26 protein-coding genes and 1 tRNA gene are annotated in these 23,955 nt (G+C 73.1%); 20 read left to right on the forward strand and 7 right to left on the reverse strand.

The genetic code is table 11. The annotated features are described in order from the left end of the window. Nucleotides 1-38: 38 nt before the first annotated feature. A complete protein-coding gene (gene nadA / locus PV789_RS05920) occupies nt 39-1,037 on the reverse strand; it encodes a quinolinate synthase NadA (protein WP_212641259.1) in 999 nt (332 codons plus the stop codon). A 139-nt stretch (nt 1,038-1,176) separates the two neighbouring features. Between nadA and PV789_RS05925 the strand changes: the two genes are divergently transcribed. From PV789_RS05925 to PV789_RS05950, 6 genes are all read left to right on the forward strand, one after another. After that, on the forward strand, nt 1,177-1,908 hold the full coding sequence (locus PV789_RS05925) for an NUDIX hydrolase (protein WP_047869876.1): 732 nt from the start codon (nt 1,177-1,179) through the stop codon (nt 1,906-1,908). A 164-nt stretch (nt 1,909-2,072) separates the two neighbouring features. Then, nucleotides 2,073-2,744 (forward strand): HAD family hydrolase, encoded by a 672-nt coding sequence (locus PV789_RS05930; RefSeq protein ID WP_274976484.1) that lies wholly within the window; start codon nt 2,073-2,075, stop codon nt 2,742-2,744. A 191-nt stretch (nt 2,745-2,935) separates the two neighbouring features. Beyond that, nucleotides 2,936-4,045, forward strand: coding sequence for an ABC transporter ATP-binding protein (locus PV789_RS05935; RefSeq protein ID WP_274978060.1), 1,110 nt, complete (start codon nt 2,936-2,938; stop codon nt 4,043-4,045). Then, nucleotides 4,042-4,935 carry an ABC transporter permease gene (locus PV789_RS05940; protein ID WP_274978061.1) on the forward strand — a complete coding sequence of 298 codons (894 nt, stop codon included), beginning with the start codon at nt 4,042-4,044 and terminating at the stop codon, nt 4,933-4,935. Before PV789_RS05935 ends, PV789_RS05940 begins: the two co-directional genes overlap by 4 nt. A gap of 2 nt (nt 4,936-4,937) precedes the next feature. Further along, nucleotides 4,938-5,615 (forward strand): ABC transporter permease, encoded by a 678-nt coding sequence (locus tag PV789_RS05945; protein WP_274976485.1) that lies wholly within the window; start codon nt 4,938-4,940, stop codon nt 5,613-5,615. 82 nt (nt 5,616-5,697) lie between these two features. Next, entirely contained in the window at nt 5,698-6,591 is an 894-nt protein-coding gene (locus tag PV789_RS05950) for an ABC transporter substrate-binding protein (protein ID WP_274976486.1), read from the forward strand. A gap of 152 nt (nt 6,592-6,743) precedes the next feature. On the opposite strand, the gene PV789_RS05955 is transcribed toward PV789_RS05950, so the two are convergent. Both PV789_RS05955 and sppA read right to left on the reverse strand, forming a co-directional pair. Beyond that, a complete protein-coding gene (locus PV789_RS05955; RefSeq protein ID WP_274978062.1) occupies nt 6,744-7,202 on the reverse strand; it encodes a flavin reductase family protein in 459 nt (152 codons plus the stop codon). Nucleotides 7,203-7,216: 14 nt separating this feature from the next. After that, on the reverse strand, nt 7,217-8,905 hold the full coding sequence (gene sppA / locus PV789_RS05960; RefSeq protein WP_274976487.1) for a signal peptide peptidase SppA: 1,689 nt from the start codon (nt 8,903-8,905) through the stop codon (nt 7,217-7,219). A gap of 125 nt (nt 8,906-9,030) precedes the next feature. On the opposite strand from sppA, the gene PV789_RS05965 reads away from it, so the two are divergent. From PV789_RS05965 to PV789_RS05980, 4 genes are all read left to right on the forward strand, one after another. Further along, a complete protein-coding gene (locus PV789_RS05965; RefSeq protein ID WP_274976488.1) occupies nt 9,031-9,699 on the forward strand; it encodes a hypothetical protein in 669 nt (222 codons plus the stop codon). A gap of 153 nt (nt 9,700-9,852) precedes the next feature. Beyond that, nucleotides 9,853-11,181, forward strand: coding sequence for a M16 family metallopeptidase (locus tag PV789_RS05970; RefSeq protein WP_274976489.1), 1,329 nt, complete (start codon nt 9,853-9,855; stop codon nt 11,179-11,181). Between the two features lie 42 nt (nt 11,182-11,223). Further along, nucleotides 11,224-12,657, forward strand: a complete 1,434-nt coding sequence (locus tag PV789_RS05975) for a M16 family metallopeptidase (RefSeq protein ID WP_274976490.1) — start codon at nt 11,224-11,226, stop codon at nt 12,655-12,657. A gap of 252 nt (nt 12,658-12,909) precedes the next feature. Next, the gene (locus tag PV789_RS05980) at nt 12,910-14,166 is read left to right on the forward strand and encodes a serine/threonine-protein kinase (protein WP_475467575.1); all 1,257 of its coding nucleotides are present in this window, start codon (nt 12,910-12,912) and stop codon (nt 14,164-14,166) included. Between the two features lie 133 nt (nt 14,167-14,299). Here PV789_RS05980 and PV789_RS05985 read toward each other — a convergent pair. Together PV789_RS05985 and bcp are read right to left on the reverse strand one after the other, a co-directional pair. Beyond that, nucleotides 14,300-14,374 (reverse strand) — tRNA-Leu (locus tag PV789_RS05985). Nucleotides 14,375-14,465: 91 nt separating this feature from the next. Further along, nucleotides 14,466-14,948, reverse strand: a complete 483-nt coding sequence (bcp, locus tag PV789_RS05990) for a thioredoxin-dependent thiol peroxidase (RefSeq protein WP_274976492.1) — start codon at nt 14,946-14,948, stop codon at nt 14,466-14,468. A gap of 310 nt (nt 14,949-15,258) precedes the next feature. Here bcp and PV789_RS05995 point away from each other — a divergent pair, with 310 nt between their 5' ends. Both PV789_RS05995 and PV789_RS06000 read left to right on the forward strand, forming a co-directional pair. Beyond that, complete coding sequence (locus tag PV789_RS05995) at nt 15,259-16,377, forward strand: CDP-alcohol phosphatidyltransferase family protein (protein ID WP_248773773.1); 1,119 nt, start codon at nt 15,259-15,261, stop codon at nt 16,375-16,377. Between the two features lie 15 nt (nt 16,378-16,392). Then, entirely contained in the window at nt 16,393-16,791 is a 399-nt protein-coding gene (locus tag PV789_RS06000; RefSeq protein ID WP_013151464.1) for a DUF3618 domain-containing protein, read from the forward strand. Between the two features lie 119 nt (nt 16,792-16,910). Here the strand turns inward: PV789_RS06000 and PV789_RS06005 are convergent, their stop codons facing one another. Further along, nucleotides 16,911-18,137: an amino acid deaminase/aldolase gene (locus PV789_RS06005; RefSeq protein ID WP_274976493.1), complete on the reverse strand. Its 1,227-nt coding sequence runs from the start codon at nt 18,135-18,137 to the stop codon at nt 16,911-16,913. Between the two features lie 178 nt (nt 18,138-18,315). Between PV789_RS06005 and purU the strand changes: the two genes are divergently transcribed. The 8 genes from purU (at nt 18,316) to PV789_RS06045 (ending at nt 22,591) form a co-directional block, all read left to right on the forward strand. Then, nucleotides 18,316-19,203 carry a formyltetrahydrofolate deformylase gene (gene purU, locus PV789_RS06010; RefSeq protein ID WP_274976494.1) on the forward strand — a complete coding sequence of 296 codons (888 nt, stop codon included), beginning with the start codon at nt 18,316-18,318 and terminating at the stop codon, nt 19,201-19,203. Between the two features lie 355 nt (nt 19,204-19,558). Continuing rightward, nucleotides 19,559-20,029 carry an Asp23/Gls24 family envelope stress response protein gene (locus PV789_RS06015; protein ID WP_212641247.1) on the forward strand — a complete coding sequence of 157 codons (471 nt, stop codon included), beginning with the start codon at nt 19,559-19,561 and terminating at the stop codon, nt 20,027-20,029. Beyond that, nucleotides 20,029-20,349: a hypothetical protein gene (locus PV789_RS06020; RefSeq protein ID WP_274976495.1), complete on the forward strand. Its 321-nt coding sequence runs from the start codon at nt 20,029-20,031 to the stop codon at nt 20,347-20,349. The genes PV789_RS06015 and PV789_RS06020 overlap by 1 nt, the downstream gene beginning before the upstream one ends. 37 nt (nt 20,350-20,386) lie before the next feature. Then, nucleotides 20,387-20,560, forward strand: coding sequence for a hypothetical protein (locus tag PV789_RS06025; protein WP_212641245.1), 174 nt, complete (start codon nt 20,387-20,389; stop codon nt 20,558-20,560). A gap of 17 nt (nt 20,561-20,577) precedes the next feature. After that, complete coding sequence (locus PV789_RS06030) at nt 20,578-20,946, forward strand: Asp23/Gls24 family envelope stress response protein (RefSeq protein WP_274976496.1); 369 nt, start codon at nt 20,578-20,580, stop codon at nt 20,944-20,946. Nucleotide 20,947: 1 nt separating this feature from the next. Beyond that, on the forward strand, nt 20,948-21,553 hold the full coding sequence (locus PV789_RS06035) for a DUF6286 domain-containing protein (protein ID WP_248773778.1): 606 nt from the start codon (nt 20,948-20,950) through the stop codon (nt 21,551-21,553). A 2-nt stretch (nt 21,554-21,555) separates the two neighbouring features. Continuing rightward, on the forward strand, nt 21,556-22,146 hold the full coding sequence (locus tag PV789_RS06040) for an alkaline shock response membrane anchor protein AmaP (RefSeq protein WP_274976497.1): 591 nt from the start codon (nt 21,556-21,558) through the stop codon (nt 22,144-22,146). Between the two features lie 43 nt (nt 22,147-22,189). Continuing rightward, entirely contained in the window at nt 22,190-22,591 is a 402-nt protein-coding gene (locus PV789_RS06045; protein ID WP_274976498.1) for a VOC family protein, read from the forward strand. Nucleotides 22,592-22,631: 40 nt separating this feature from the next. Here PV789_RS06045 and PV789_RS06050 read toward each other — a convergent pair whose 3' ends face one another. Next, nucleotides 22,632-23,888, reverse strand: coding sequence for a metal-dependent hydrolase family protein (locus PV789_RS06050; protein WP_274976499.1), 1,257 nt, complete (start codon nt 23,886-23,888; stop codon nt 22,632-22,634). Nucleotides 23,889-23,955 lie beyond the last annotated feature (67 nt).

Below are 23,955 nucleotides of genomic sequence, written 5' to 3' on the forward strand. Positions count from 1 at the left end.
CTCGGGGCCGGTTGCGGGACCCGACGGTCGCGGATCGGCTACTCTCCGCCGCGTGAGGGCGACCCGATGGCGATCATCCGCTCGACGGAGCGGCGGGCGCGCGCGGAGGTGTCGGCGTCGACCGTGATCTCGGTCGTGCCGAACCGCAGCGCGTTGAGCAGCTTGTCCGCGTCGATCATCTTCATGTAGTGGCACTCGGCGCGCGAGTTGACCGCCTCGAACTCCGTGTTCGGGTTGGCGTTGCGCAGCTGGTGCAGCATGCCGGTCTCGGTCGCGATGAGGACCTTCTTGGCGCTGGTGTTCTCCGCGGCGGTCAGCATCCCGCCGGTGGAGAGGACCTTGACGCGCTCCTGCGGGACGGCGCCGCTGCCCACGAGGTAGAGGGCGGAGGTGGCGCAGCCGCACTCGGGGTGGACGTAGACCTCGGCGTCGGGTTCGGCGGCGACCCGCTCGCGCAGGGTGTGCCCGTCGATTCCGGCGTGCACGTGGCACTCGCCCATCCACACGTGGATGTTGTCGCGGCCGGTGACCCGCTTGACGTGGGCGCCCAGGAACTGGTCCGGCAGGAAGAGGATCTCGCGGTCCTCGGGGATGGAGCGGATGACGTCCGCGGCGTTGGAGGAGGTGCAGCAGATGTCGGTCTCGGCCTTGACCGCCGCGGTGGTGTTGACGTAGGCGACCACGACCGCGTCGGGGTGCTCGGCCTTCCAGGCGCGCACGTCCTCGGCGGTGATGGTGTCGGCCAGCGAGCACCCGGCGGCGGGGTCGGGCAGCAGGACGGTCTTCTGGGGGGCGAGGATCTTGGCGGTCTCGGCCATGAAGTGCACGCCGCAGAAGACGATGGTGCTCGCGTCGACACCGGCGGCCAGGCGGGAGAGCGCCAGGGAGTCGCCGGTGTGGTGGGCGACGTCCTGGATTTCCGGGCGCTGGTAGTTGTGCGCGAGGATGACAGCGTCGCGCTCCTTCGCCAGGCGGTGGACCTCAGCGGCCCATTCCTGCCTGGTCATGGTGTCCGCCGTGGCGGTGACCGGTGCCATGTCCAACTACTTCCTTGAGGCTGTGGGCAACGCCGCGCGGGCGCCGTGCCGTGGAGGGTCGGTGCGGGCGGGGACAGGTTTTTGTCTGTCAGGCACAAACCTGGTGAAGCTTAACATGACGGGTAACGGAAGGGACAGGGTGGACATCCCTCAGGAAAACGGACAGGTCGCGGCGTCCGTCTGCTCCGCGTCCGACCACGCGGAGCTGTCGGTGCACGAGGCTCTCGCGGTCGTGCTCCAGATCCGCGCCGGAGAACTGTGCGTCCTGCTGTGGCGCAGGGCCCTGCCGCCCTGCGAGGGCGCCTGGGCGCTGCCCGGCGGCAGGCTCGGCCGGGGGGAGAACCTGGGCGCATCCATCCGGCGCCAGCTCGCCCAGAAGGTCGACGTGAGGGATCTGTCACACCTGGAGCAGCTGGAGACCCGCAGCGACCCCGACCGCGTCCCCCGGCGCCGCACCCTGGCCACCGCCTACGTGGGGCTGGTCCCCGCCGACGTGGACCCGGTCGTGCCCGGCGACACCGGCTGGCACCCGGCCGCCGACCTGCCGACCATGGCCTTCGACCACGCCTCCATCGTCCGCTCCGGACGCCAGCGGCTGCGCGCCAAGCTCAGCTACACCAACGTCGGGTTCGCCCTCGCCCCGCCGGAGTTCACGATGTCGGAGCTGTCCGGCTACTACCGGGCCGCGCTGGGCCACGACGTGGCCGCCACCAACCTGCGCCGCGTCCTGCTGCGCCGGGGCCAGATCGAGGAGACCGGCCGCTCGGTTCCCTCGGGCCGCTCCGGGGGCAGGCCCGCCGCGCTCTTCCGGTTCCGCGAGCGCGGCCTCCAGATCACCGACGCCTTCGCGGTGCTGCGCCCGCCCAGCTGAAGGCCAAGCGTGGGCCCGCCCGGTCCCGCCCCCGGGAACCCGTCCGCCCGGCCGGGCGGACGGGGGCGGGCCGAGCGGCCGGGAGCGCACCGCCCGCGCGGTTCGGGCCGCGGCCCCTTCCCCCGTCCGGGGGCCGTCGTCGGCGGCTTGTACACTCCCTGACCGTGGCAATTCGTACTGCGGTCTTCGACGTCGGCGAGACACTCGTCGACGAGACCCGGATCTTCGCGCGCTGGGCCGACCGCTTCGGCATCCCGCACATGGCCTTCTTCGGGACCATCGGCGGCGTGCTCGCCTCCGGAGGCACCCTCACCGACGGCTTCCGCCTGCTCGTGCCCGGGTTCGACCTCGCGGCCGAGAGCGCGCGCTGGCGCGCCGAGGACCCCGACGGCGAACGCGAGCACTTCGGCGAGGCCGACCTGTACCCCGACGTGCGCCCCGCCTTCGCGGCCATGCGCGCCTCCGGCATCTCCCTGGTCATCGCGGGCAACCAGCCGCCCGAGGCCGGACCCGCCCTGACCGCCATGGACCTGGGCGTGGGCGGCATCGGCATCTCCGACGACTGGGGTGTCAAGAAGCCCGAACCCGCGTTCTTCGACCGGGTCCTGGCCCTGGTCCGGGCCGCCAGCCCCGGCACCGAACCCGGCGAGATCGTCTACGTCGGCGACCGCGTCGACAACGACGTCCTCCCCGCCCGCGCCGCCGGGATGCGCGCCGTCCTGCTGCGCCGGGGTATCTACGGCTACCGCCACGCCGCCGCCGAGGAGGCGGCCCGCGCCGACGCCGTCCTGGACGACCTCCACCAGCTCGCCGACTGGATCGGCCGTCAGAACTGAGGCGGCACGCCGAGGGGCCGGGTCGTGGGACCCGGCCCCTCGGCGCGCCCGCCGCCTTCGGTCCCGGTACGGTCACGGCCTCCACCCCACGGTTTGACCAGCGCGCCCGGGGGTAACGTGCGAACGGCCTGCCCCTCGCCACACCTCACCTTCCGGACCCTCCGGTTCCCCGAATGGAGACGACACCGCCGATGATCGCGTTCGAGGGCGCCGCCAAGCTCTATCCCGACGGCACGGTGGCCGTCGACCAGCTGGACCTGACCGTCGAGACCGGCCAGACCACGGTCTTCGTGGGTCCCTCCGGAAGCGGCAAGACCACGTCGCTGCGGATGATCAACCGCATGGTCGAACCGACGGGGGGCACCGTCCGCATCGACGGCGAGGACGTGCGCCAGCGCGACCCCGCGGCGCTGCGCCGCTCCATCGGCTACGTCATCCAGCAGGCCGGGCTCTTCCCGCACCGCACCGTGCGCGACAACATCGCCACCGTGCCCCTGCTGCTCGGCTGGGGCCGGGCCAAGGCCAGGGCGCGCGCCGCGGAGCTCATGGAACTGGTCGGTCTGGAGCCCGCCCAGGCCCGGCGCTACCCCCACCAGCTCTCCGGGGGCCAGCAGCAGCGCGTCGGCGTCGCCCGCGCACTGGCCGCCGACCCGCCCATCCTGCTGATGGACGAACCCTTCAGCGCCGTGGACCCCGTCGTGCGCGCCAGCCTCCAGGACGAGCTCCTGCGTCTGCAGAAGGAGCTGCACAAGACCATCGTCTTCGTCACCCACGACATCGACGAGGCCGTCCGGCTCGGTGACCGCATCGCCGTCTTCCGCCCCGGCGGGAGGCTCGCCCAGTACGACACCCCCCAGAACCTGCTGGCCGCGCCCGAGGACGCCTTCGTGGAGTCCTTCATCGGCTACGACCGGGGCGTGCGGCGCCTGTCCTTCTTCCCGGCCGACAGGCTCTCCCCGCGCCAGGACGCCGTCCTGGAGGAGAGCGTGCGCGCGGGCGCCGCGGCCGCCTCGCTCGGGGACGAGCCCTGGGCCCTGGTCGTCACCGGCGACCGCATGCCCCTGGGCTGGGCCAGCGCGCGGCAGCTGGCCGACGCGCCCGCGGACACCGCCCTGGGCTCGCTCGAACTCGCGCCCTTCGGCCACACCTTCGCCGTGGGCACCGACTCCCTGCGGGCCGCCCTGGACGCGGCGGTGCTCTCGCCCGCGGGCCGCGCGGTCGGCGTCGACGCCGACGGCCGGGTGGTCGGCGTGGTCTCGCAGGACGACCTGGGCGCCGCTCTGTGGTCGGTGACCGAGTGATCGCCGAGGCCGTCGCCGGGGTCTGGGGCGCCGGGTCCGCGGCCGGACCGTCCGGCACCGGGGCGCTCGCCGGGGCGTGGGACTGGGTCGTGCGCGTCGTGGACTGGGGCGTCGCGAACTGGAGCCACCCCGGCGACCCGGACCGGGGCGTCCTGCCCCGCCTGACCGAGCACATGCGGCTGTCCTACCTGTCCATCCTCATCGGACTGGCGGTCGCCCTGCCCCTGGGGCTGGCGTGCGCGCGCTGGAAGCGCCTGTACCCGCCGGTGCTGACGGGCGTGAACGTGCTCTACGCGGTGCCCTCCATCGCCCTGTTCTTCCTCATGCTGCCCTACACCGGGTTCAGCGACTGGACGGCCATCGTGCCGCTGGCCCTGTACACCCTGGTGATCCTGCTGCCCAACGTGGTGGACGGGCTGCGCCAGGTCCCCGACCACGTGCGCCAGGCCGCCGTCGCCATGGGCTTCGGCCCGCTGCGGCGCCTGCTGTACGTGGAGATGCCGGTGGCCGTGCCGGTGGTCATCGCCGGGCTGCGGGTGGCCTCGGTGGCCACCATCAGCATGGTCAGCGTCGCCTCGCTGGTGGGCCTGGGCGGTCTCGGCCGGCTCATCCTCAGCGAGGGCTTCCGGCGCCAGTTCGACGCGCCCATCGTGGTCGGCATCGTGCTCACCGTGGTCCTGGCGTTCGTCACCGACGCGGTGCTGGTGCTCGCCCAGCGCCTGCTCACCCCCTGGTCGCGCCGCGACGGCGCCGTGCCACGGCGCAGGCGCCGGGCGGTCGCGGCGGAGGCCGCCGCGGCGGACCCGGCGGCGGACCCGCGGGCCGCGACCCCAGCGGGGGGACGGTCGCCAGCGGACCCGGGCACCGGTGACACGGCGGGGGAGAGGTAACCATGGACATCCTCAACGACCTGGTCGCGTGGTTCGCCGACCCCGCCCAGTGGACCGGTGCCGCGGGCATCCCCGCGCGTCTGGGCGAACACGTCTACTACTCGCTGCTCGGACTGCTGCTGTCCGCCGCCGTCGCGGTCCCCCTGGGGCTGCTCACCGGGCACACCGGTGTGGGCGGCTTCCTGACCACCAGCCTCGCCAACTTCGCCCGCGCCCTGCCCACCATCGGCGTCCTGTTCCTCATCGTGCTGGCCGCCGGGATCGGGATCGTGCCCGTGCTGTGCGCGCTGGTGGCGCTGGCCGTGCCCCCGATCCTGGTCAACACCCACGAGGGCGTGCGCGGTGTGGAGCCCCGGCTCAGGGACGCCGCCGTCGGGATGGGCATGCGCGGCCACCAGGTGCTGCTGCGCCTCGAACTGCCCGTGGCCACGCCGCTCATCCTCATCGGCATGCGCACCGCCGCCGTCCAGGTGGTCGCGACCGCGACCATCGCCGCCTACGTGGGGGTCGGGGGGTTGGGCCGCTACATCGTGGACGGCCAGGCACGCCAGGACCTGACGATGATGCTCGGCGGATCGGTGCTGGTGGTGCTGCTCGCGGTCCTGACCACGCTCGTGTTCGCCGGACTGCGGCGGCTCCTGGTCGCCCCCGGTCTGCGCCTGGCCGCGCCGCAGGGCTAGGGCCGGACCGCGCCGCGGAGCCGGGCCACACCACAGAACCGGGCCGGGTCACAGGGCCAGGCCACCCCAGAGAGAAGGTTCCATGTACAAGAGAATCGCCCTGCCCCTGGCCGCGCTGCTCCTGACCGGGTGCGGCGCCAGCGACCCCTACACGGAGGAGGGCGGGGGTGAGTCCGGCGGCGGCGCGGTCGTCATCGGCTCCGCCGACTTCCCCGAGTCCACCCTGCTCGCCGAGGTCTACGGCCGGGCCATGGAGGCCGAGGGCGTGGAGGTCGAGTACCAGCTCGGCATCGGCAGCCGCGAGGTCTACTACTCGCAGATCGAGTCCGGCAACCTGTCGGTGTTCCCCGAGTACAACGGCGCGATCCTGGCCTACCTCGATGAGAACGCGCCCACCGGCAGCAGCGAGGAGACCAACCAGGGGGTCACCGAGGCGCTGCCCGAGGGCCTGGAGATCCTGGACTCCTCCAGCGCGGAGAACAAGGACTCGGTCACCGTCACCAGCGAGGTCGCCGAGGAGCACGGCCTGGCCAGCCTGGAGGACCTGGCCGGCGTCGCGGGGGAGCTGACCCTGGGCGGCCCGCCGGAGTTCGAGACCCGCCAGCAGGGCGTGGTGGGCCTGGCCGACGTCTACGGGGTGGAGTTCGGCGAGTTCCGGTCCCTGGAGGTGGCGCTGCTGACCCAGGCGCTCCTGGACGGTGACATCCAGGCGGCCAACCTGTTCACCACCGACCCGCAGATCACCGCGAACGACTTCGTGATCCTGGAGGACCCGGAGAACCTGTTCGGCGCGCAGAACGTCACCCCGCTGGTCAACAGCGAGCAGGTGGACGAGACCGCCCGGGGTGCGCTGAACGCCGTCTCCGCCGCCCTGACCACCGAGGCCCTCACCCAGCTCAACGAGCGGGTGGTCATCGGCAACGAGAACGCCGCCGACGTCGCCCAGGAGTGGCTGGAGCAGGAGGGGCTGGCCTGAGCGGTCGGCTCCCGCCGGTCGAGGGAGAGCCGGGGCCGAGGCGGCGGCGGGTTCCGCGCGCCCCGGCCCCGCGGGGGCGAGCCGCCCACGCGCGCCCACCCCCCCCGCGGCCCCGCTGTCCACCGCACCGGCCCGTCTGCTGAACCCGCCGCCTACTCCACCAGCCGGTACCGGCCGGAACGGCGGGCCAGGGCCGGGCCCTCGCCCCGGACCTCCGGCAGGTCGGTGACGTCGGCGAAGAAGACCACGTGGTCGCCGACCAGCACCCGCTGGCGCACGGAGCACTCCAGCGCTGCCAGGGCCTCGTCCAGCACGATCGCGCGGGTGCGCTCGCCCCGGTGGTGGGGCTGGTCCGTCACCAGCAGGCGCGCGCTGGGACGGCCCTCGGCGGAGAACCGCCCGGCCAGGGCCCGCTGGCCGCCCCCCAGCACGTTGACGGCGAAGGCGCCGACCTCCTCGATCACCTCGGCCATGTAGCCGCTGGCGTCCACGCTGACCGACACCACGGGCGGGTCGGCCGAGACCGACCCGAAGGCGCTGACGGTGGCCCCCACGTCGTCGCGGCCGTCGGCGACGGTCACCACCGTGACGCCCACGGGCAGCAGGGCCATCGCGTCCAGGTACGTCAACGGATCTCCCACAGCCCCGGCATCATCAGCGGGCCGCCGACCGGCAGCCCCATCGCCACGGCCACGTGCTCCAGGGGTCCCCAGGCGCTGACCACGGTCTGCGGGCCCGAGGCCCCCACGTCCTCGCTGGACTCGTGCTGGCGGATCCGGTCGAGCGGGTGCGCGCGGGGGAAGGGCCGCAGCGGGAGCGGTCCCGCACCGGCCTTCTCGCGGGCCAGCCGAACGGCGGTCTCCAGGCCGCCCACTTCGTCCACCAGACCGCGCTCGTGGGCGTCGCGGCCGGTCCACACCCGGCCCCGGGCCACCTCGTGCACCTGCTCGCGGGTCATCCCGCGCGCGGCGGCGACCTTGCCGGTGAAGTCCTCGTAGATCTCGTCCAGGAGGGCGTTGACCCGCTCCCACTCGGACTCGGTGAAGGGCCGGTCGGTGTCGAACATGCCCGCGTGCTCGCCGGTGCGCACGGAGTCGCTGGTCACGCCGTACTGCTCCTTCAGCGCACCCAGGACCGGTTTGCCGGTGATCACGCCGATGGAGCCGGTCAGCGTGCCCGGCTGTGCGACGACCGCGTCGGAGCCCAGGGTCACGTAGTAGCCGCCGGAGGCCGCGACGTCGCCCATCACGGACACCACGGGGATGCCCGCCTTGCTGGTCAGCTCGCTCTCACGGCGGATCGCGTCGGAGGCGGTGGGGGAGCCTCCCCGGCTGTCCACCCGGAACACGACCGCCTTGACCCGGGGGTCCTTGCGCGCGGCGCGGAAGGCCGCCGCCACGGTGTCCGAGCCCATGACGGTGCCGCCGCCCAGGGGCGAGCGCCGGGTCCGGCCCAGGCTGATCGTCCCGGTGGCCGAGATCAGCGCGATGTGGCCCCCGGTGTCGCGGGAGAGCTGCTGGGGGGCGGTGTGCCTGCGGTGGTAGCGGGTGACGAACTGCAACCGCGGTTCGCCGCTCAGCTCCTCGAACAGCCGTGCGTACACCTCGTCCCGGTGGGCGAGTCCGTCGACCAGCTTGTGCTCGACCGCCTCGCGGGCCAGGAACGGGCCCTTGGAGACGAGCGCGCGCACCTCCTCCTCGGGCAGCCCCCGGGCCCGGGAGACGGCTTCGACGACCTGGTCGCCCAGAGAGGTGACGATCCGGTCGCTGGCCTCGCGCTGGGCGGCGGTGTAACCGGTCTCGGTGACGCTGTTCATCGCGTTCTTGTACTCGTGGCGCGCGCCCACCTCGTAGGACACGTCCAGCTTGTCCAGGGCGCCCTTGACGAAGGTCGTGCGCATCATCAGGCCGGTCAGGCCGAGCACGCCGGTGGGCGCCATGACCACGCGCGAGAACGCGCAGGCCAGGTAGTAGGGCAGGTTCCCCTCGCCGGTCTCGCCGAAGGAGTCGGCCCAGGCCACCGCGGGCTTGCCCGCCGCACGGAAGTCGGCGACGGTGTCGCGCAGCTCCTGGACCTTGGCGAATCCCAGGGACCGGGCGTCCACCCGGACCAGGAGAGCCGCCACCCGCGGGTCGCGCGCGCCGCGGCGGATCCCCTCCAGGACGTCCAGGTACTGCTGCCTGCGCCGGTTCATGATCTGGCTGAACGGGTCCCCCGGGGCCTGGTCGGCGACCCCCTCCGTCAGGTCCAGCTCCAGCACCAGCGGCCCCTGGGGGCCCTGTCGGGTCTTCATGATCTTCGCGAGGTCCACCATGGGCCCAGCGTAGTGCTCCGGGGTGTGGAACGCCGTCCGGAACGTGCGGAATCGGGCGATGCGGTCGCCGGGCGCGCTAAGGTCAACGGTGGTTCGAGCACGGGATCCACGAGAGGGACGACGGCATGGCGGGCATCCACGGGCGACGGCGGCGGGCGCGCGCCGCACGCGTCGGCACGGGAACGGTCGCGGCTGCCGCGGCGCTGCTGCTCCTGTCGGCCTGCTCCGGAGGGAGCGAGGCCGAACTGCAGCTCGGCGAGAGCGGGACCCTGCCCGCGGCGGAGCCCCCGGCGCCGGAGGAGTTCGCCACCGAGAGCATCGAGGGCGTGTCCCTGCAGGTCCCCGAGGGCTGGCAGACCCAGAACGAGGGCGGTGTGCTCTGCGTGAGCCCGCCCGGACAGGAGCCCTGCGGGTACGGCTCCGTGCAGCTGACCCCCCACGCGGTCGAGAAGCACCCCCAGGGCTGGCCGGGCGAGGGCGAGGCGTTCAGCAAGGAGGGCGGCTGGGCGGCCGAGACCGGCAGCTGCCGCAGCCTCAACACCGCCGCCTCCGGGGGCATCGGCGTGGAGGGGGCCGAGCTCGCGGTCTCCGGTTTCACCGACCACGCCGACGGACTCACCTCGCACCACTCGGTGTGGAACGTGGCGTGCGTCAACGGCGACACCTTCGAGGTGCGCATGTGGTTCCTGCCGGTCAGCGACGTCCTGCTCTACGTGTGGTCGGCCGACTCCCAGTACTCCGCCGTCTACGACGAGATCGCCCTGTCCATGGACACCAGCGACTACCAGAGCTGACCGCCCGGAACCGACCGCCGCGGTTTCGGCTCGACCGATTACCCGAACGGGTGTCCCCGCGGTCCGATGAGGCCGTAGGGTCGTACTCGTTACGACGACGGCCGCCCGCGCGGGCGGCGCGGTCGCAGGCGACGTGAATCGGGGGCAGCACTGGTGACCACCATCGGAGCGGCGGGACGTGTCGTTCAGTACACGCTCGACAACGGATTGCGTCTGGTGACCGCTGCGGCCTCCACGGGCCAGGTCGCCTCCGTGAACCTGTGGTACGGAGTGGGGTCCCGGCACGAGGTCCCCGGGCGCACGGGGTTCGCGCACCTCTTCGAGCACCTGATGTTCCAGGGCAGCGGCGGCGTCGCCAAGGGCGAGCACTTCGAGGAGGTCGAGCGGCTCGGCGGCGACATCAACGCCTCCACCTCGACCGACCGCACCAACTACTACGAGACGGTCCCCGAGCACGCCCTGGACCGGATCCTGTGGCTGGAGGCCGACCGGCTGGCGACCCTGCGCGAGGGCATGACCCAGGAGGTCCTGGACAACCAGCGCGACGTCGTCAAGAACGAGCGCCGCCAGCGCTACGACAACCAGCCCTACGGCACCGCCCTGGAGCGCATCCTGCGTCTGGCCTACCCCGAGGGCCACCCCTACCACCACCCGACCATCGGCTCCATGGCCGACCTGGACGCCGCCGACCTCGACTACGTCAAGTCGTTCCACAAGGCCCACTACGGCCCGGACAACTGCGTGCTCACCGTGGTCAGCGACCTCGACCCCGAGGACGTCCGGGGCCGCGTGGAGAAGTTCTTCGGTCCCATCCCGGCCCGCGAGAGCCTCCCCGAGGCGCCCGACGCCGCCCTGGAGGCCCCGCTGGGCGGCCCGGTCCGCGACGCGGTCACCGAGACCGTGCCCGCCGCCGGGGTCTTCCTCGGGTTCCGCGTCGCTCCCTACGGCGAACGCGGGTTCGACGTCATGCACCTGGCCTCGGCCGTCCTGGGCCAGGGGCAGGGCAGCCGCCTGTACCGCTCCCTGGTGGTGGACCGCCCCATCGCCGCCGACGACGGCGGCGGCGCGGCCGACATCCTGCCGTTCCGCTACACCGACAGCCTGATGCTGGTGAACATGCTCTCCCGCGAGGGCGTCAGCGGCGACGTGCTGGAGGAGGCCATGCGCGAGGAGATCGCCAAGCTGGCCGCCGGGATCACCGAGGAGGAGCTGGACCGGGCCCGCGCCGTCCTGGAGCGCGACCACCTCCAGTCCATCTCCAGCCCCTCCGGGCTCGCCGACAGCATCAGCAGCTGCACCCAGCTGTTCGACGACCCCGAGCTGGCCTACACCTGGCCCCGGCGCTGGGACGACATCACCGCCGAGGAGGTGCGGGCCGCCGCCGAGCGCGTGCTGGTCGACGACAACCTGCTCGTCGTCCGCTTCGACCCCGAGGAGTCCGAGGCCGCCGAGGCGGCCGGGGCCGACACCGTCGACGCCTGATCCGGGTTCCGTTACCGCAAGCCGCAGAAAGAGCCGCAGAGCATGCCGCAGACACGCCCGCCCGTCGCCCTCCACCGCCCCTGGGTCCGCTTCGCGGAGGGGGAGGGGCCACCCTCAACGGACGGCCTCTGGCCGCGGTTTCGCCCCAACCTCGGTGCCGTAGCGTCCTACACCTTTCCCAAGCCCCGCCGCCTCACCGTCGGCGGCGGCACGGTCGTCGCCGTCGACGTACCCGGCCAACAGCTCGTCTCCCTCCGCCTCGTGCACCCGCGCGGCGGCGCCGCCGAGCCGCTCGACGCCATGGGCGTCAGTGCTCTGACCAGCGAGGTCCTGGAGGACGGCCCCGGAGGCAACAGCTCCCTGGCGCCCGCCCTGGAGCGCCACGGCGCCGAGTGGGTCTCCCGCGTCAACTGGGACGCCTTCATCACCGGCCTGGACGCCCCCGCGGGCCGCCTGCCCGAGGCGGTGCGCCTGTTCGCCGACGCGGTGCGCCGTCCCGCGCTCAACCCCGACGACGTCGTCCGCCGCCGCGACCAGCTGCTGGAGCGGTTCTGGCTGGAGGCGGCCTCGGCCGGAACCCTGGCCATGCGCAGCCTGGGCGGGCAGCTGTTCACCGGCCGTTACGCCACACCGCTCGCGGGCGGCCCGGTCAAGCTGGCCGACGTCACCCCCGAGACCGTGGCGGCCTTCCACGCCGACTCCGTCGCCTCGGTGGCCGGGACCCTCGTGGTCGTCGGCGACCTCACCGGGATCGACCTGGAGGACCTGGGCAAGACCGTGTTCGGCGACGCCGCGGCCGTGCGCGCGCCCGAGCCGACCGAGCCCGCTCCGCCGCCCGGGGAGCTGCCCCGCGTCCTGATCGTGGACCGGCCCGGCTCCGTGCAGTCCGCACTGGTCATCGCGCACCGCGCCCCCTCCCGCTCGCAGGTGGACCTGCCGCGCGCCGAGGGCGTCAGCGAGGTCCTGGGCGGCATGTTCACCTCCCGGCTCAACCTGGAGCTGCGCGAGCGCCTGGGCTACACCTACGGCGCCGGGTCCCGTTTCGACCTGCGCCGCGACAGCGGGGTGTTCTTCATGTCCGCCCAGGTCGAGGCGGACACCACCGCCCACTCGGTCACCTCCTCGCTGGAGCAGGTCGCCAAGCTGCGCGAGTCGGGGGTCACCGAGGAGGAGCTGTCCGCCGTGCGCGACTCCAACACGGTGGGCCTGCCGGTCACCTACGCCACGGCGCGCGCCATGGCCGGGGCCCTGGTCGACATGGTGGTGCACGACCTGCCCGAGGACCACGTGGACCGCGTCCGGGCCGGTTACGAGAGGCTCACCAAGGAGTCCCTGGACAGCGCCGCCACCGAGTACCTGCGCCCCGAGGAGTCGGTCGTGGTGGTCGTCGGCGACGCCGAGCGCCTGCGCCAGCCGCTCACCGACACCGGGGTCGGCCCGGTCGAGGTGCGCACCCCGGACTCGCTCTGGACCTGAGGCCGACGGGTGCGCGGGCGGTCGGCCCGCGCACCCGCGCCGTCCCCGCCAACAGGCACGGGAGCCTCGGAGTGAGACCTACGTCACTGCATGCTCGGGTCGTCGCCGGACATAACGAAAGCGAACCTATGTGTCCGTGATGTGGCAACCACCAGCATGGATCCGGCGTCCTGCTGGTATAACGAGTGATCCGTGCACCTACGTGGTGACAGCGACCGCAATGCTCCCGCAGGAGGCCACCATGGCCGGTGAATGGACCCGTGGATAACCGTGTCCTCCCTAGAGAACCCCCACACGCAGCGCCCTGAGGCGTCGCCCTCCTCCGCACGGGCGGAGACGGCCGACACGGCCGAGCCCCGTCCCGAGGGGCGCCTGCTCAAGGGGCGCTACCAGTTGGTGTCGGAGATCGCCCGGGGCGGTGTCGGCACGGTCTGGCGCGCCACCGACCTGGTCATCGACCGCGAGGTGGCCGTCAAGGAGCTGCGCCTGCCCGCGGACCTGAGCCGTTCCGAGCGCGAGTCGCTCCTGCAGCGCACCACCCGCGAGGCCCGCGTCGCCGGACGCCTCACCCACCCCAGCCTGGTCACCGTCCTGGACGTCGTGGACGAGGACGACCGCCCCTGGATCGTCATGGAGCTGGTGGAGGCCTCCACCCTGGAGGAGCTCATCCAGGTGGGCGGCCCGCTGCCCTACCAGCGCGTGGCCGAGATCGGACTCCAGCTCATCGACGCGCTCAAGGTCGCGCACGCCGAGGGCATCGTGCACCGCGACGTCAAGCCCGACAACGTGATGATCAGCCAGGCGGGGCGGGTCGTGCTCACCGACTTCGGGCTGGCCGCCTGGAACGGCGAGTCGGCGCTGAGCGCGTCCGGGCGCATCATCGGCTCCCCGGCCTACATCCCGCCGGAGCGGGCCAAGGCGGGTCCGGTGGGACCCGAGTCCGACCTGTGGTCCCTGGGCGCCACCCTGTACGCGGCGGTGGAGGGGCACCCTCCCTACGACCGCAAGGGCTACATCAAGATCCTGCGCCAGGAGCAGCTGGACGAGCCCGCCGAGGCCGCGAGCGCGGGGCCGCTGGCGCCGGTGCTGGCCGGTCTGCTGCGGGTGGAGCCCTCGGAGCGGCTGACCGCCGAGAACGCCACCAAGATGCTGCGGATCGCGGCCCTGGCGCCGTGGGCGCCCGAGACGAGCCCGGAGACGGCCGCGCAGGGCACCGCCACGCCCGCCGAGCCCCGCCCCGAGGGCGAGGAGCGCGAGTCGGCCCGCGAGCACTTCAAGGCGGGCGCGCACGTGCTGGCGGAGTCCATCAACGAGCGGCTGCGCAACAGCCCCGAGGCGATGAACTCGATCATGACCTCGATCCGCGAGTCCACGGACACGCTGGGGCTGACCAGTTCGGGCAAGCACGCCGAGCGCAGCCGCCTGCCCGCTGTGGCCACCATCGCCGCGGTCTCCCTCGGCGTCCTGGTGCTGCTCGCGGTCATGCTCTGGGCGCTGCTCGGCCGTTAGCGCCGCCTCGCGAGCCGTTGGCCGACCGGCCGGGACCGCTGTCGGGGGGTTCGGGGGGTCGTCCCCCCGGTGGGGGTGGCGAGGCGTTCCGGTGAGCGGGCGCGGCCCGCGAACGCAGTTCCCCCGAGCCGAGTGGGGCCGGCGGGATTCGAACCCGCACTGTACAGCACCTAAAGCTGCCGTCTCCTGCCAGTTGGACTACGGCCCCTCGCGCACAACTGTACCGGTGCCGGGCGCGGGGCCCGGCACCGGCGGGCGCACGGGCCCGCCGCGGCCGGGGGCCGCCCCCGGCACCCGTGTCACAGGCCCAGTTCCCGCTTGATCCGGTCGACGTGTCCGGTGGCCTTCACGTTGTAGAAGGCCTTCTCCACCCGCCCGTCGGTGCCCACGACGACGGTGGAGCGGATGACGCCCTGCACGACGCGGCCGTAGTTCTTCTTCTCGCCGAAGGCGCCGTAGGCGCGCAGGGTGTCCTTGTCCGGGTCGCCCAGCAGCGGGAAGGTCAGCCCCTCCTTGTCGCGGAACCTGGCCAGCTTGTCGCTCGTGTCCGGGGACACGCCCAGGACGGTCAGGCCCGCGGAGTCGAAGTCGCGCAGGTTGTCGCGGAAGTCGCAGGCCTGCGTGGTGCACCCGGGGGTCATGGCCGCCGGGTAGAAGTACAGGACGACGCGCTTGCCGGTGGAGGCCAGCACCTCGCTCAGGGTGACGGGCTTGCCGTCGGCGTCGTCGAGGGTGAAGTCGGGCGCCTGGTCGCCGGGCTCCAGACGGATCGGGTCGCTCACGTGGTGTCCCCCTTGGGTTCGCGGGCGGGGCGCCGCCCCGCCGACTCTCGCCCTCACCCTAACCACCCCCGCCTTCCGGTGCCCCGGGAGTCGCCGCTTCGCGGGCTGTGCCAGGCTGGGGGTACGGTGTTCGGTTGCGATTCCGGTTCGGTTCGCCCGCATCCGGAGTGACCAGCGGCGCGATCACCTATTGTTGACCGCACTCGTCCTGTCGTTCGGCCCCGGCGACGTCCGCCGCACCGGAGACGCCGTGTCGGCGGCGCCCGGCGGGCCGGAACACACCCGCTTCGCTTGGAGAGTATTGGCGACGATGCCTGGATTCACACTCGACGAGGTCAGGGCCCGGACCCTCAAGGAGCGCGACTCCTGGTGGACGGTCTACCTCGTGGACCCCATCGCGGTCCGGCTCGTGCGCCTGGTGGCCAACCGCACCTCGATCACACCCAACCAGCTGACGGTGGTCGCGCTCTTCCTGGGGCTCGGCGCGGCCGTCTGCTTCTCGCTGGGCTACCGCCACTTCCTGGCGCTGGGCGCGCTGCTGTACCTGTTGTCCTTCCTGATGGACTGCACGGACGGCAAGCTGGCCCGGCTCACCGGCTCGGAGTCGCTGTTCGGTTCGTGGATGGACTACGTCTCCGACCGGTTCCGGGTGCTGGTGTGCGTGGTCGCCCTGATGGGCGGACAGTACGTCGTCGCCGAGAACGCCGAGGGCGACGGGCCGGTGTGGTTCGTGTGGCTGGCCCTGGTCGTGGTGTTCCTGGACATGCTGCGCTACCTCAACGCGCTCCAGGTGTACAAGGTCCGCAGGGAGATGCGCTCGCACCTGGCCGCCGCCCTGGAGAGGGCCCGCGCCACCCTGTCGATGCTGGAGCCGGAGGAGGACGACACCGGCTCGGCCACCGGCGCGGGCGGGCGGACGATGAGCGACGGCGGCGAGCAGGCGGTGCTGCGCCACGGCATCGGCGTGCTGGAGCAGATCCTGCACAGCCAGAACGAGCGCGAGGCCCGCAACCAGCGCTCGGCGGGCAAGCAGCCCGACCTCACCCTGCCCAAGGTGGACCTGCACCAGGAGTTCCGCAACCGCTTCCCGTGGTACCAGCGGTTCTGGTCGGCCCTCAACGCCAGACGGGTCAGAACGCACCTGGTGGGCGGCATCGAGTTCCAGATGTCGGTGTTCGTGATCGCGCCGCTGGCGGCCGCCGTGTTCGGCGCGCCGTCCCTTATCGGGTGGATCACCGCTGTGGCGGGTGTTTTGCTCCTCGCGTTCGAGATCGCCATCATCTATAAACTGTGGTTGTCCACGCGGGACTTCTTCCGCGTGGTCGACGGAATCGACAGCGCGCTGAGATTCTCCGGTCCGTCCGACGGCGCGGAGGAAGGGAGCCGGGACACCGGCTCGGACACGGGTTCTCAGACGACCCTGCGCTAGTGGAGAGAGGCACCCATGACGGGACGTGACACCGAACCGCGCCTGACCCCGGCGGACGTCGTCGCCGAGATCAACCGCGAACAGCGCCAGCTCGCCGAGACCCTGGACGAGTTGAGCGTGCAGGCCCGGCCCGCCAACATCGCCCGCAAGCAGATGGAGAGGGTCCGCGAACGCGGCGCCCGGATCGTGGACGAGGCGCGCGCCCTGGTGGTCGGGGGCGGCGCGGTGCGCGTGGAGAGCCACCCGGTGGAGCCCGAGGAGGGCAGCATCGTCGTCAAGGGGGACGGCCACGTCGTCACCACCTACCAGTCGCGCGGTCAGCTCCCCCCGGAGGCGCTGCTGCTCGCGGTCGGCGTCGGCGCGGTCGTCGCCGTGGGCGTGGTGGCCTGGGCGGTGCACCGCAGGAGGAAGTAGCGCCGGACCGGCGCACGTTCGGAGGGGTCCGCGTCAGCGGGCCCCTCCGTGTGTGTCGCGGGGGTGTCCGAGGCGGTGCCCGGTAGGGGCCGCGGCCGCGCGCGGGTTCCGGGCGGCGCCTAGAGGAAGGTCTGGCCCTCGCCCCGGTAGGTGGGCACGGCACCCGCGTACTCCCCGGTGTCGGAGTCCACCAGGTGCAGGGTGTCGAAGCGCTCGCACAGCTCTCCCGCCTTGGCGTGGCGCATCCACACCCGGTCGCCGACGGACAGGCCGTCGGCCGCGGCGCCGAGCAGGGGCGTCTGCACCTCGCCCGCGCCCTCGTTGACGCTGTAGGAGAGACCGGCGGGCAGGTGGGGGAGCGGGGCGCGGTGGGCGTTCACGGGGCCCGAGGCGGGGTAGCCGCCGCCGAGGGCGGTGGCCACGCCCGGCCCGGGGCGGCGCACGACGGGGAGCGCGAACAGGGCGGCGGGGCGCCCGCCGAAGGAGCGGTAGTGGTCGAACAGGTGCGGGTGGTAGAGCCCCGAGCCCGCCGCCAGCTCGGTCACGGCCTTCTCCCTGCCGGTGGTGTGCAGGCTGCCGGTGCCGCCGCCGTTGACGAAGCGCAGGTCGGCGACCTCCCTGACGGCGTGCACGATGGCGGCGCGGCGCTTGGCCAGCTCCACGGCCGAGCGGCGCTGGACGGCGCGCAGGAGGCGTCCGTAGAGCGGCCTGCCGGGCGGGGCGTCGCCCACACCGGCGATCTGGCCCTCGTAGGCCATGATCCCGTCCAGCTCCAGTCCGGGTCGGGCCGCGACCGCGCGGGCGAACGCGGCGGCCTGGGCCGGGGTGCGCACGGGGGAGCGGTAGGTGCCCACGCGCAGGCGCGGTCCCACGGGCTGCCAGCTGGTGTCCACGTCCAGGCACACCCGGACCGGCGGGGCGTCGGGTCCGCGGGATTCGGCGGCCTCGGCGACGGCCGCGCCGATCAGGTCCAGGTGCGCGGTGTCGTCCACCATCAGGGTGACGGCGCGGGCGGCGCGGGGGTCGCGCACGAGTCTGGCCAGGGCCTGGCGGTCGACGGTGGGGTAGGCGACGAGGACGTCGTCGCTGAGGGGGCGGTCGCCGGTGGCCAGCCAGAGGGCCTCTGGCAGGGTGAAGGCCATGATCCCCGCGTAGCCGGGCAGGGCGAGGACGGTGCGCAGCAGTTCGCGGCTGCGCACGGACTTGCTGGCGATCCGGATGGGCCTGCCGTGGGCGCGGCGGGTCAGGTCGGCCGCGTTGGCGCGCAGGGTGGCGAGGTCGACGAGGGCGAAGGGGGCTTCGAGGCCGCGTGTGGCGGACTCGTACGTTTCGCGCAGACTTGTCATGTCCTGAGCATGCCAGAACATGAATGTCTTTCATATTCTCGACGCAAAAGGGGACGCGGTATCCCCGCGGCGGGCGGTCCGCGGGCGGCTTCGCGATAACCGGCCCCCGGTGTTGCGGGGGCGATACCCTGGGGTGTCACGGCTGATCAGCCGTCCGACCCCGGGAGTGGTTCTTTCCATGAGTGAGCGTGAGTACGTCCTGACCCTTTCGTGCCCCGACAGCCGGGGCATCGTCGCCGCTGTGGCCAACCTGCTGTCCGACCACGGTTGCAACATCACCGAGAGTCAGCAGTACGGCGACCACTACACGGGACGATTCTTCCTGCGGATGCAGTTCGTGGCCGAGCGGGGCGGCGACGGCGTGGCCGGGGAGGACGTCCTGCGCGGCGCCTTCGCGGCGCTGGCGGGGGACTTCGGCGGCGGGAACGGCGACGCGTTCGTGGAGTGGACCCTCAACCGCCGCGACGTGCGCCCGCGCATGATCGTGATGGTGTCCAAGTTCGGCCACTGCCTCAACGACCTGCTCTACCGCCAGCGCAGCGGCCTGCTGGACGCCGACATCGCCGCGGTGGTCTCCAACCACCCCGACCTGGAGTTCCTCGCCGACTCCTACGGCGTGGACTTCCACCACCTGCCGGTCACGGCCGGAAGCAAGAAGGAGCAGGAGGCGCGCCTGCTGGAGCTGGTCGACTCCTACGACGTGGACCTGGTGGTCCTGGCGCGCTACATGCAGGTGCTCTCCGAGCAGCTGTGCACCAAGATGTCCGGCCGGATCATCAACATCCACCACTCCTTCCTGCCCAGCTTCAAGGGAGCCCGGCCCTACCACCAGGCCCACGCGCGCGGCGTGAAGCTGATCGGCGCGACCGCCCACTACGTCACCGCCGACCTCGACGAGGGCCCGATCATCGAGCAGGAGGTGTCGCGGGTGGACCACACGCACAGCCCGGAGCAGCTCACGGCGATCGGCCGGGACCTGGAGTCGGTGGCGCTGGCGCGCGCGGTCAACTGGCACGCGCAGCGCCGCGTGCTCCTCAACGGGGACAAGACCGTCATCTTCGGCTGAACCGGACGCCCGCCGTGCGGCGGGGGTGCGGTCCGCGCACGGGGGCGCCTGCGGGCGCCCCCGTGCGTTTTCCTGGCCCGACCGGCTTCTCGACGCTGTTTTGGGTCGGAGATGGGACGCACGTTGCCCGTTCCGACCAGGAAAAATTACTCACAGTGCTTTGTCGGATACAGTGTGTATGTATATGGTGTGATCAGTTCGACATCCTTCCGGCCATGACACGGGCCCGGGTTTCGGTCCGGCCCTCTGGGAGGGCACATCCGCCGGGAAAGCGCGGGGAGCGGTCCGGGGGCGCCTTCGGCGCCGCGGCCGCCCGTGCGGCCCGCACACTGCGTAGGGGGACCCAGTGACGGACATGAGGACCGAGACCAAGGTGCCGGGAGCCCGCGAGTCGGGCCGGACGAACCGGGGGGACTCCTCCCGCGAGGAGGGCGGGCGCACCCAGATCGCCGACGGCGTGGTCGCCAAGATCGCCGGCATGGCCGCGCGTGAGATCGGCGGCGTCCACGCCATGGGCGGCGGGACCGCGCGGGCGGTCGGCGCGGTCAGGGACGTCGTGACCCGGGGCGGCGACAGCGGCTCGGTCGCGCGGGGCGTCTCGGTCGAGGTGGGCGAGCGCCAGGCCGCCGTCGACATCGACCTCGTCGTCGAGTACGGCGCCGCCATCCAGGACCTGGCCGCGGCCGTGCGCCGCAACGTCACCTCGGCGGTGGAGCGCATGACCGGGCTGGAGGTCACCGAGATCAACATCCGGGTGGACGACATCCACCTGCCCGACGACGACCGCGGCGAGGACGACGGCGAGTCCGCGCCCCGGGTCCAGTGATGGCGGTCGCCGACGCGGACCCGGGCGAGGTCGCCCGGCGCCTGGCGGGGGAGGCCGAGCGCTTCCCGGACGTGGTGGAACTGTCCTCGGGGGGTTTCGGCACGCTGACCACGCCCGTCCCCGGTGGACGGGTCCTGGGGGTGGCGGTACGCGCCGACAGCGTCGAGGTCGGCGTCGTGGTCCGGTTCGGGCGGCCCCTGCCGGAGATCGCCGCCGAACTGCGCCGCGTCCTGACCCCGGTCGCCGGGGGCCGCACCGTCCACGTGTCGGTGGAGGACGTGGTCGCCGGTCTGCGGGACGGCGCCCGTACGGGTGGTTGAACAGGCAGCATCGGGTGCTGGACAAGAGGGGGAAGCCATGTGGCCCATCGTCGGACTGTCCTACGGGACGGTACTGGGTCTGGCCGCCGCGTTCGGCGGTTTCACGGCCTTCGCGCTGGTCCTGATCCTGGGGATCGCGGGGTTCGTCGCCGGTCGGGCGATGGAGGGCGAGATCGACCTCACCGCGATGTTCTCGCGGCGCTCTGCCTGAGACGTGAGGGAGCGGACGTGGCCGAAGTGCGGACCAGTACGGTTCCCCGACAGCGGGAACGCCCGGGCGACGAGGTCGCCCGGGAGCGGAGCGGGGCAGACCGCGACCCCGGCGGCCGCACCGTCATCGAACCCGGTGTGGTCGAGAAGGCGGCCGCGCGCGCGGTCCGCGAGGTCCCCGGCGCCCTCCCCGCCCGGTCGCGCACGGCGCGGGCCCGGGTGAGCGGCGAGGTCGTGCTGCTCAGGCTGCGGGTCGGCGTCCGCTACCCGCACTCGGTGCGCGAGGTCGCCGCACGGGTGCGCGGGCACGTCGGGCGGCGGATCGAGCGGATCACCGGCAAGCGGGTCCACCACATCGACATCGAGATCGCGGAGTTGGTGCGCTGACATGACCACCGTGGAAGAGGTGCTCGGACGCCCCGACCAGGGCGTCGACCGCCGGGCCAGGCGGGTGGCCGTCCACACGTTCCGTCCGCGGCGGTCCTGGCCCGCGGTGATCACGGGCCTCGTGATCCTCCTCGTGGCCGTCGTGGCCGCCGCCGAGGTGATCTCGGCCCTGGCGGGGAGCCCGCTGGGGCTGATCCCGGTCGGCGCGGCCAGCGGTTACGCGGCGACCACGACCTGGTCGATGCCGTCGGTGCAGATCGCCTCGGCGGTCCTGGCGCTGATCGGACTGGCCCTGATCGTGGCAGCCCTGGCCCCCGGGCGGGGGCGCTGGACGGCCCTGCGCACCGATGACCCCGCCCTGGTGGTGGGGCTGACCCGGCCCGCGCTGCGCCGGGCGGTGGCCGCCGCGGCCGAGGGCGTCAGCGGCGTCGAAGGCGTGCACGTGACGGTGCGCGGAAACAGGATCCGGGTGCACGCGCGCACCGGGATGCGCGGGTCGGCGGGACTGCCCGCCGAGGTGACCGCGGCCGTGGAGCGGCGGTTGGAGGAGCTGGCGCCGCTGCGCAGCATGCGGATCGCCACCCACGTGCGGTACGCGGAGGGTTGACCATGGCTGGTGACAGGTCGCGCAGGTCGGCGCGGGGGAACCGGTGGGGGCTGGCGGTCGTGGGGGCGGTGCTGCTCCTCGCGGGGCTGGCGTCGCTGGCCGCGGGGCGCGGCCTGTTCGGCGGGGGAGCGGCCGACAGCGTTCTGCTCGGTCCCGGGGCCCGGGAGGCGCTGGACCAGCAGTGGGTGCCCTACGCGGCGGTCGCAGTGGCCTTCGTCGCCGGTTTCCTGGCCCTGCGCTGGCTGATGTCCCAGGGGCTCAACGACACGGTGGGGCGCCTGGTCCTGGAGCGCGGGGAGCAGGGGCGGGTGGAGATGTCGGAGAACGTGGCCCGCGGTGCCCTGGAGCAGGAGGTCGCCGACTACCCGGGCGTGCGCCGCGCCCGCGCGCGGCTGACCGAGTCCGCCGAGGCGCCGCACCTGCGCCTGGCGCTGACCCTGGACGACGACGCCGACGTGGCCGGGGTGTGGCGGCGGGTGAGCTCGGAGGGGCTGGCGAACCTGCGCCGGGCGCTGGACCTGGAGCAGGTACCGGCCGTCGTGCGGATGTCGATGACGGCACCGGCCAAGAACCCGCGGCGCAGTCTGGCCTGAGCCGTTGCCGCCGATTGTCGGCATTCGCTGTTAGCTTCGCCACATGACTCGAATGACCTTCGTGAACTTGCCCGTCAAGAGCGTCGACGCCACCCGGGAGTTCTTCAGCGCGCTGGGCTTCGGCTACGACGAGGCCTTCTCCGGCGACAGGGCGCTGTGCATGGTCGTCAGCGACCAGTCGCGCGTCCTTTTCCTGTCCGAACCCTTCTTCGCGGAGTTCACGCCCTCGGGGACGGCCGACACCTCCGCGGGCGCGGAGGTGATCACCTGCCTGACCGCCGACAGCCGCGAGGACGTGGACCGGATCGCGGAGGCCGCCGCCGTGGCCGGGGCGACCCACGCCAGGACCACCGAGCACACCGGCATGTACTCGCGCTCCTTCGCCGACCCCGACGGCCACCTGTGGGAGTTCCTGTACATGGACGCGACCGCCACCATCTCCTGAGCGTCGGCGGGTGCGGGCCCCGGGGCCCGCACCCGCCGCGTCAGCGCACGGCGTCGCGCTCGTGGCGGATCCGGCCGTCGCGCAGCACGGTGCGCACGCTCGTCTCCGGCGAGGCCAGGACCCCGATGTCGGCGAGCGGGTCGCCGTCGACCACGACGAGGTCGGCCCGCGCCCCGTCGCGCAGGGTGCCGACGACCCCCTCCAGCCCCAGCAGCCGGGCGGCGTTGACGGTGGCGGCGCGTAGCACGTCCGCGGCGGGCTGGACCCGGCCGCGGATGGCGAACTCCTGGCTCTGGCGGTCCTGCATGCCGCCGAGCAGGTCGCTGCCGAAGACCAGGTTCACCCCGGCCTCGTGGGCCATGCGCAGCGCGTCCAGCCCCCGGTCGAGCACGGTGTCCACCTTGGCCTGGCTGGCCGCGGGCAGCCCGTTGGCGGCCCCCTGCAGGGAGAGCTCCTGGTAGGTGACCAGGGTGGGCACCAGGTAGGCGTCGTGCTCCAGGAACAGCTCGATGCTGCTCTCGTCGATGAGGTTGCCGTGCTCGATGCAGCGCACGCCCAGGCGCAGCCCGCGGTTGACGGCGCGGGCGGTGTAGGCGTGGCCGGTCACGTAGCGGTTGGCCGCCTCGGCCTCCTCCACCACGGCCCGGATCTCGTCCTCGGAGGACTGGGTGGAGTCGATGCGGTCGGTGGGGGAGGCCACGCCGCCCGAGAGCATGATCTTGAGGTGGTGGGCTCCGGTGCGCAGCTGCTCGCGGGCCGCGCGGCGGAACTCCACGGGCCCGTCGCAGACGATGCCCGCGCCGGGGCAGCAGGCGTGGGTGTCGTTGCCCTGGCGGCCGGGCGCGCGGAAGTCGCCGTGGCCGCCGGTCTGCGACAGCGCCTTGCCGCCGAACATGAGCCGGGGGCCGTCGACGAGCCCCTCCTCGACCGCCCTGGCCAGCCCCCAGTCGCCCCCGGCGACGTCGCGGACGGTGGTGAAGCCGCGCCTGAGCATGTCGCCCAGGGACCGGCCCGCGTAGCTGGCGATGTAGGCGGGCGACTGGTCCATCGCGGCGCCGAGGTCGGCGCTGAAGGCGGTCGGGTGCACGTGGGCGTCGATCAGGCCCGGCATGAGGGTGGCCCCCGCCAGGTCCACGGTCGGCACCTGCGGTCCCACCTCGGGCGGGGTCCCCTGGCCGCTGCCCGCGACGAGGCCGTCCCGCACCAGGAGCCAGGAGCCGGGGGTCCTCGTGCCCGCCTCGGGGTCGAGCAACCCGGCGCCCGTGAAGAGGATGTGCGGTTCTGACTGGCGGGTCATGGATACCTCCGTCGGGGTTCGCGTTGTTGCAATATATGTTGCACCACCGGGAGGGGGCCACCCCGGG

This window comes from Nocardiopsis camelliae (assembly GCF_028993595.1).
GTDB classification, from domain to species: domain Bacteria; phylum Actinomycetota; class Actinomycetes; order Streptosporangiales; family Streptosporangiaceae; genus Nocardiopsis; species Nocardiopsis dassonvillei.

Bases quoted from the DNA above. Each gene is read 5' to 3' on its own strand.
- nadA (WP_212641259.1), bottom strand. From the start codon at position 1,037: ATGGCACCGGTCACCGCCACGGCGGACACCATGACCAGGCAGGAATGG.
- PV789_RS05955 (WP_274978062.1), bottom strand. From the start codon at position 7,202: ATGGCCCTGCTGCCCGTGGGCGTCACGGTGGTGACCGTCGCCGACGGC.
- PV789_RS06015 (WP_212641247.1), top strand. From the start codon at position 19,559: ATGAGGACCGAGACCAAGGTGCCGGGAGCCCGCGAGTCGGGCCGGACG.
- sppA (WP_274976487.1), bottom strand. From the start codon at position 8,905: ATGGTGGACCTCGCGAAGATCATGAAGACCCGACAGGGCCCCCAGGGG.
- PV789_RS05980 (WP_475467575.1), top strand. From the start codon at position 12,910: ATGGACCCGTGGATAACCGTGTCCTCCCTAGAGAACCCCCACACGCAG.
- PV789_RS06050 (WP_274976499.1), bottom strand. From the start codon at position 23,888: ATGACCCGCCAGTCAGAACCGCACATCCTCTTCACGGGCGCCGGGTTG.
- PV789_RS06025 (WP_212641245.1), top strand. From the start codon at position 20,387: ATGTGGCCCATCGTCGGACTGTCCTACGGGACGGTACTGGGTCTGGCC.
- PV789_RS06000 (WP_013151464.1), top strand. From the start codon at position 16,393: ATGACGGGACGTGACACCGAACCGCGCCTGACCCCGGCGGACGTCGTC.
- PV789_RS05995 (WP_248773773.1), top strand. From the start codon at position 15,259: ATGCCTGGATTCACACTCGACGAGGTCAGGGCCCGGACCCTCAAGGAG.
- PV789_RS06035 (WP_248773778.1), top strand. From the start codon at position 20,948: ATGACCACCGTGGAAGAGGTGCTCGGACGCCCCGACCAGGGCGTCGAC.
- PV789_RS06045 (WP_274976498.1), top strand. From the start codon at position 22,190: ATGACTCGAATGACCTTCGTGAACTTGCCCGTCAAGAGCGTCGACGCC.
- PV789_RS05975 (WP_274976490.1), top strand. From the start codon at position 11,224: ATGCCGCAGACACGCCCGCCCGTCGCCCTCCACCGCCCCTGGGTCCGC.
- PV789_RS05950 (WP_274976486.1), top strand. From the start codon at position 5,698: ATGTACAAGAGAATCGCCCTGCCCCTGGCCGCGCTGCTCCTGACCGGG.
- PV789_RS05965 (WP_274976488.1), top strand. From the start codon at position 9,031: ATGGCGGGCATCCACGGGCGACGGCGGCGGGCGCGCGCCGCACGCGTC.
- PV789_RS05945 (WP_274976485.1), top strand. From the start codon at position 4,938: ATGGACATCCTCAACGACCTGGTCGCGTGGTTCGCCGACCCCGCCCAG.
- purU (WP_274976494.1), top strand. From the start codon at position 18,316: ATGAGTGAGCGTGAGTACGTCCTGACCCTTTCGTGCCCCGACAGCCGG.
- PV789_RS05935 (WP_274978060.1), top strand. From the start codon at position 2,936: ATGATCGCGTTCGAGGGCGCCGCCAAGCTCTATCCCGACGGCACGGTG.
- PV789_RS06040 (WP_274976497.1), top strand. From the start codon at position 21,556: ATGGCTGGTGACAGGTCGCGCAGGTCGGCGCGGGGGAACCGGTGGGGG.
- PV789_RS06005 (WP_274976493.1), bottom strand. From the start codon at position 18,137: ATGACAAGTCTGCGCGAAACGTACGAGTCCGCCACACGCGGCCTCGAA.
- PV789_RS06020 (WP_274976495.1), top strand. From the start codon at position 20,029: ATGGCGGTCGCCGACGCGGACCCGGGCGAGGTCGCCCGGCGCCTGGCG.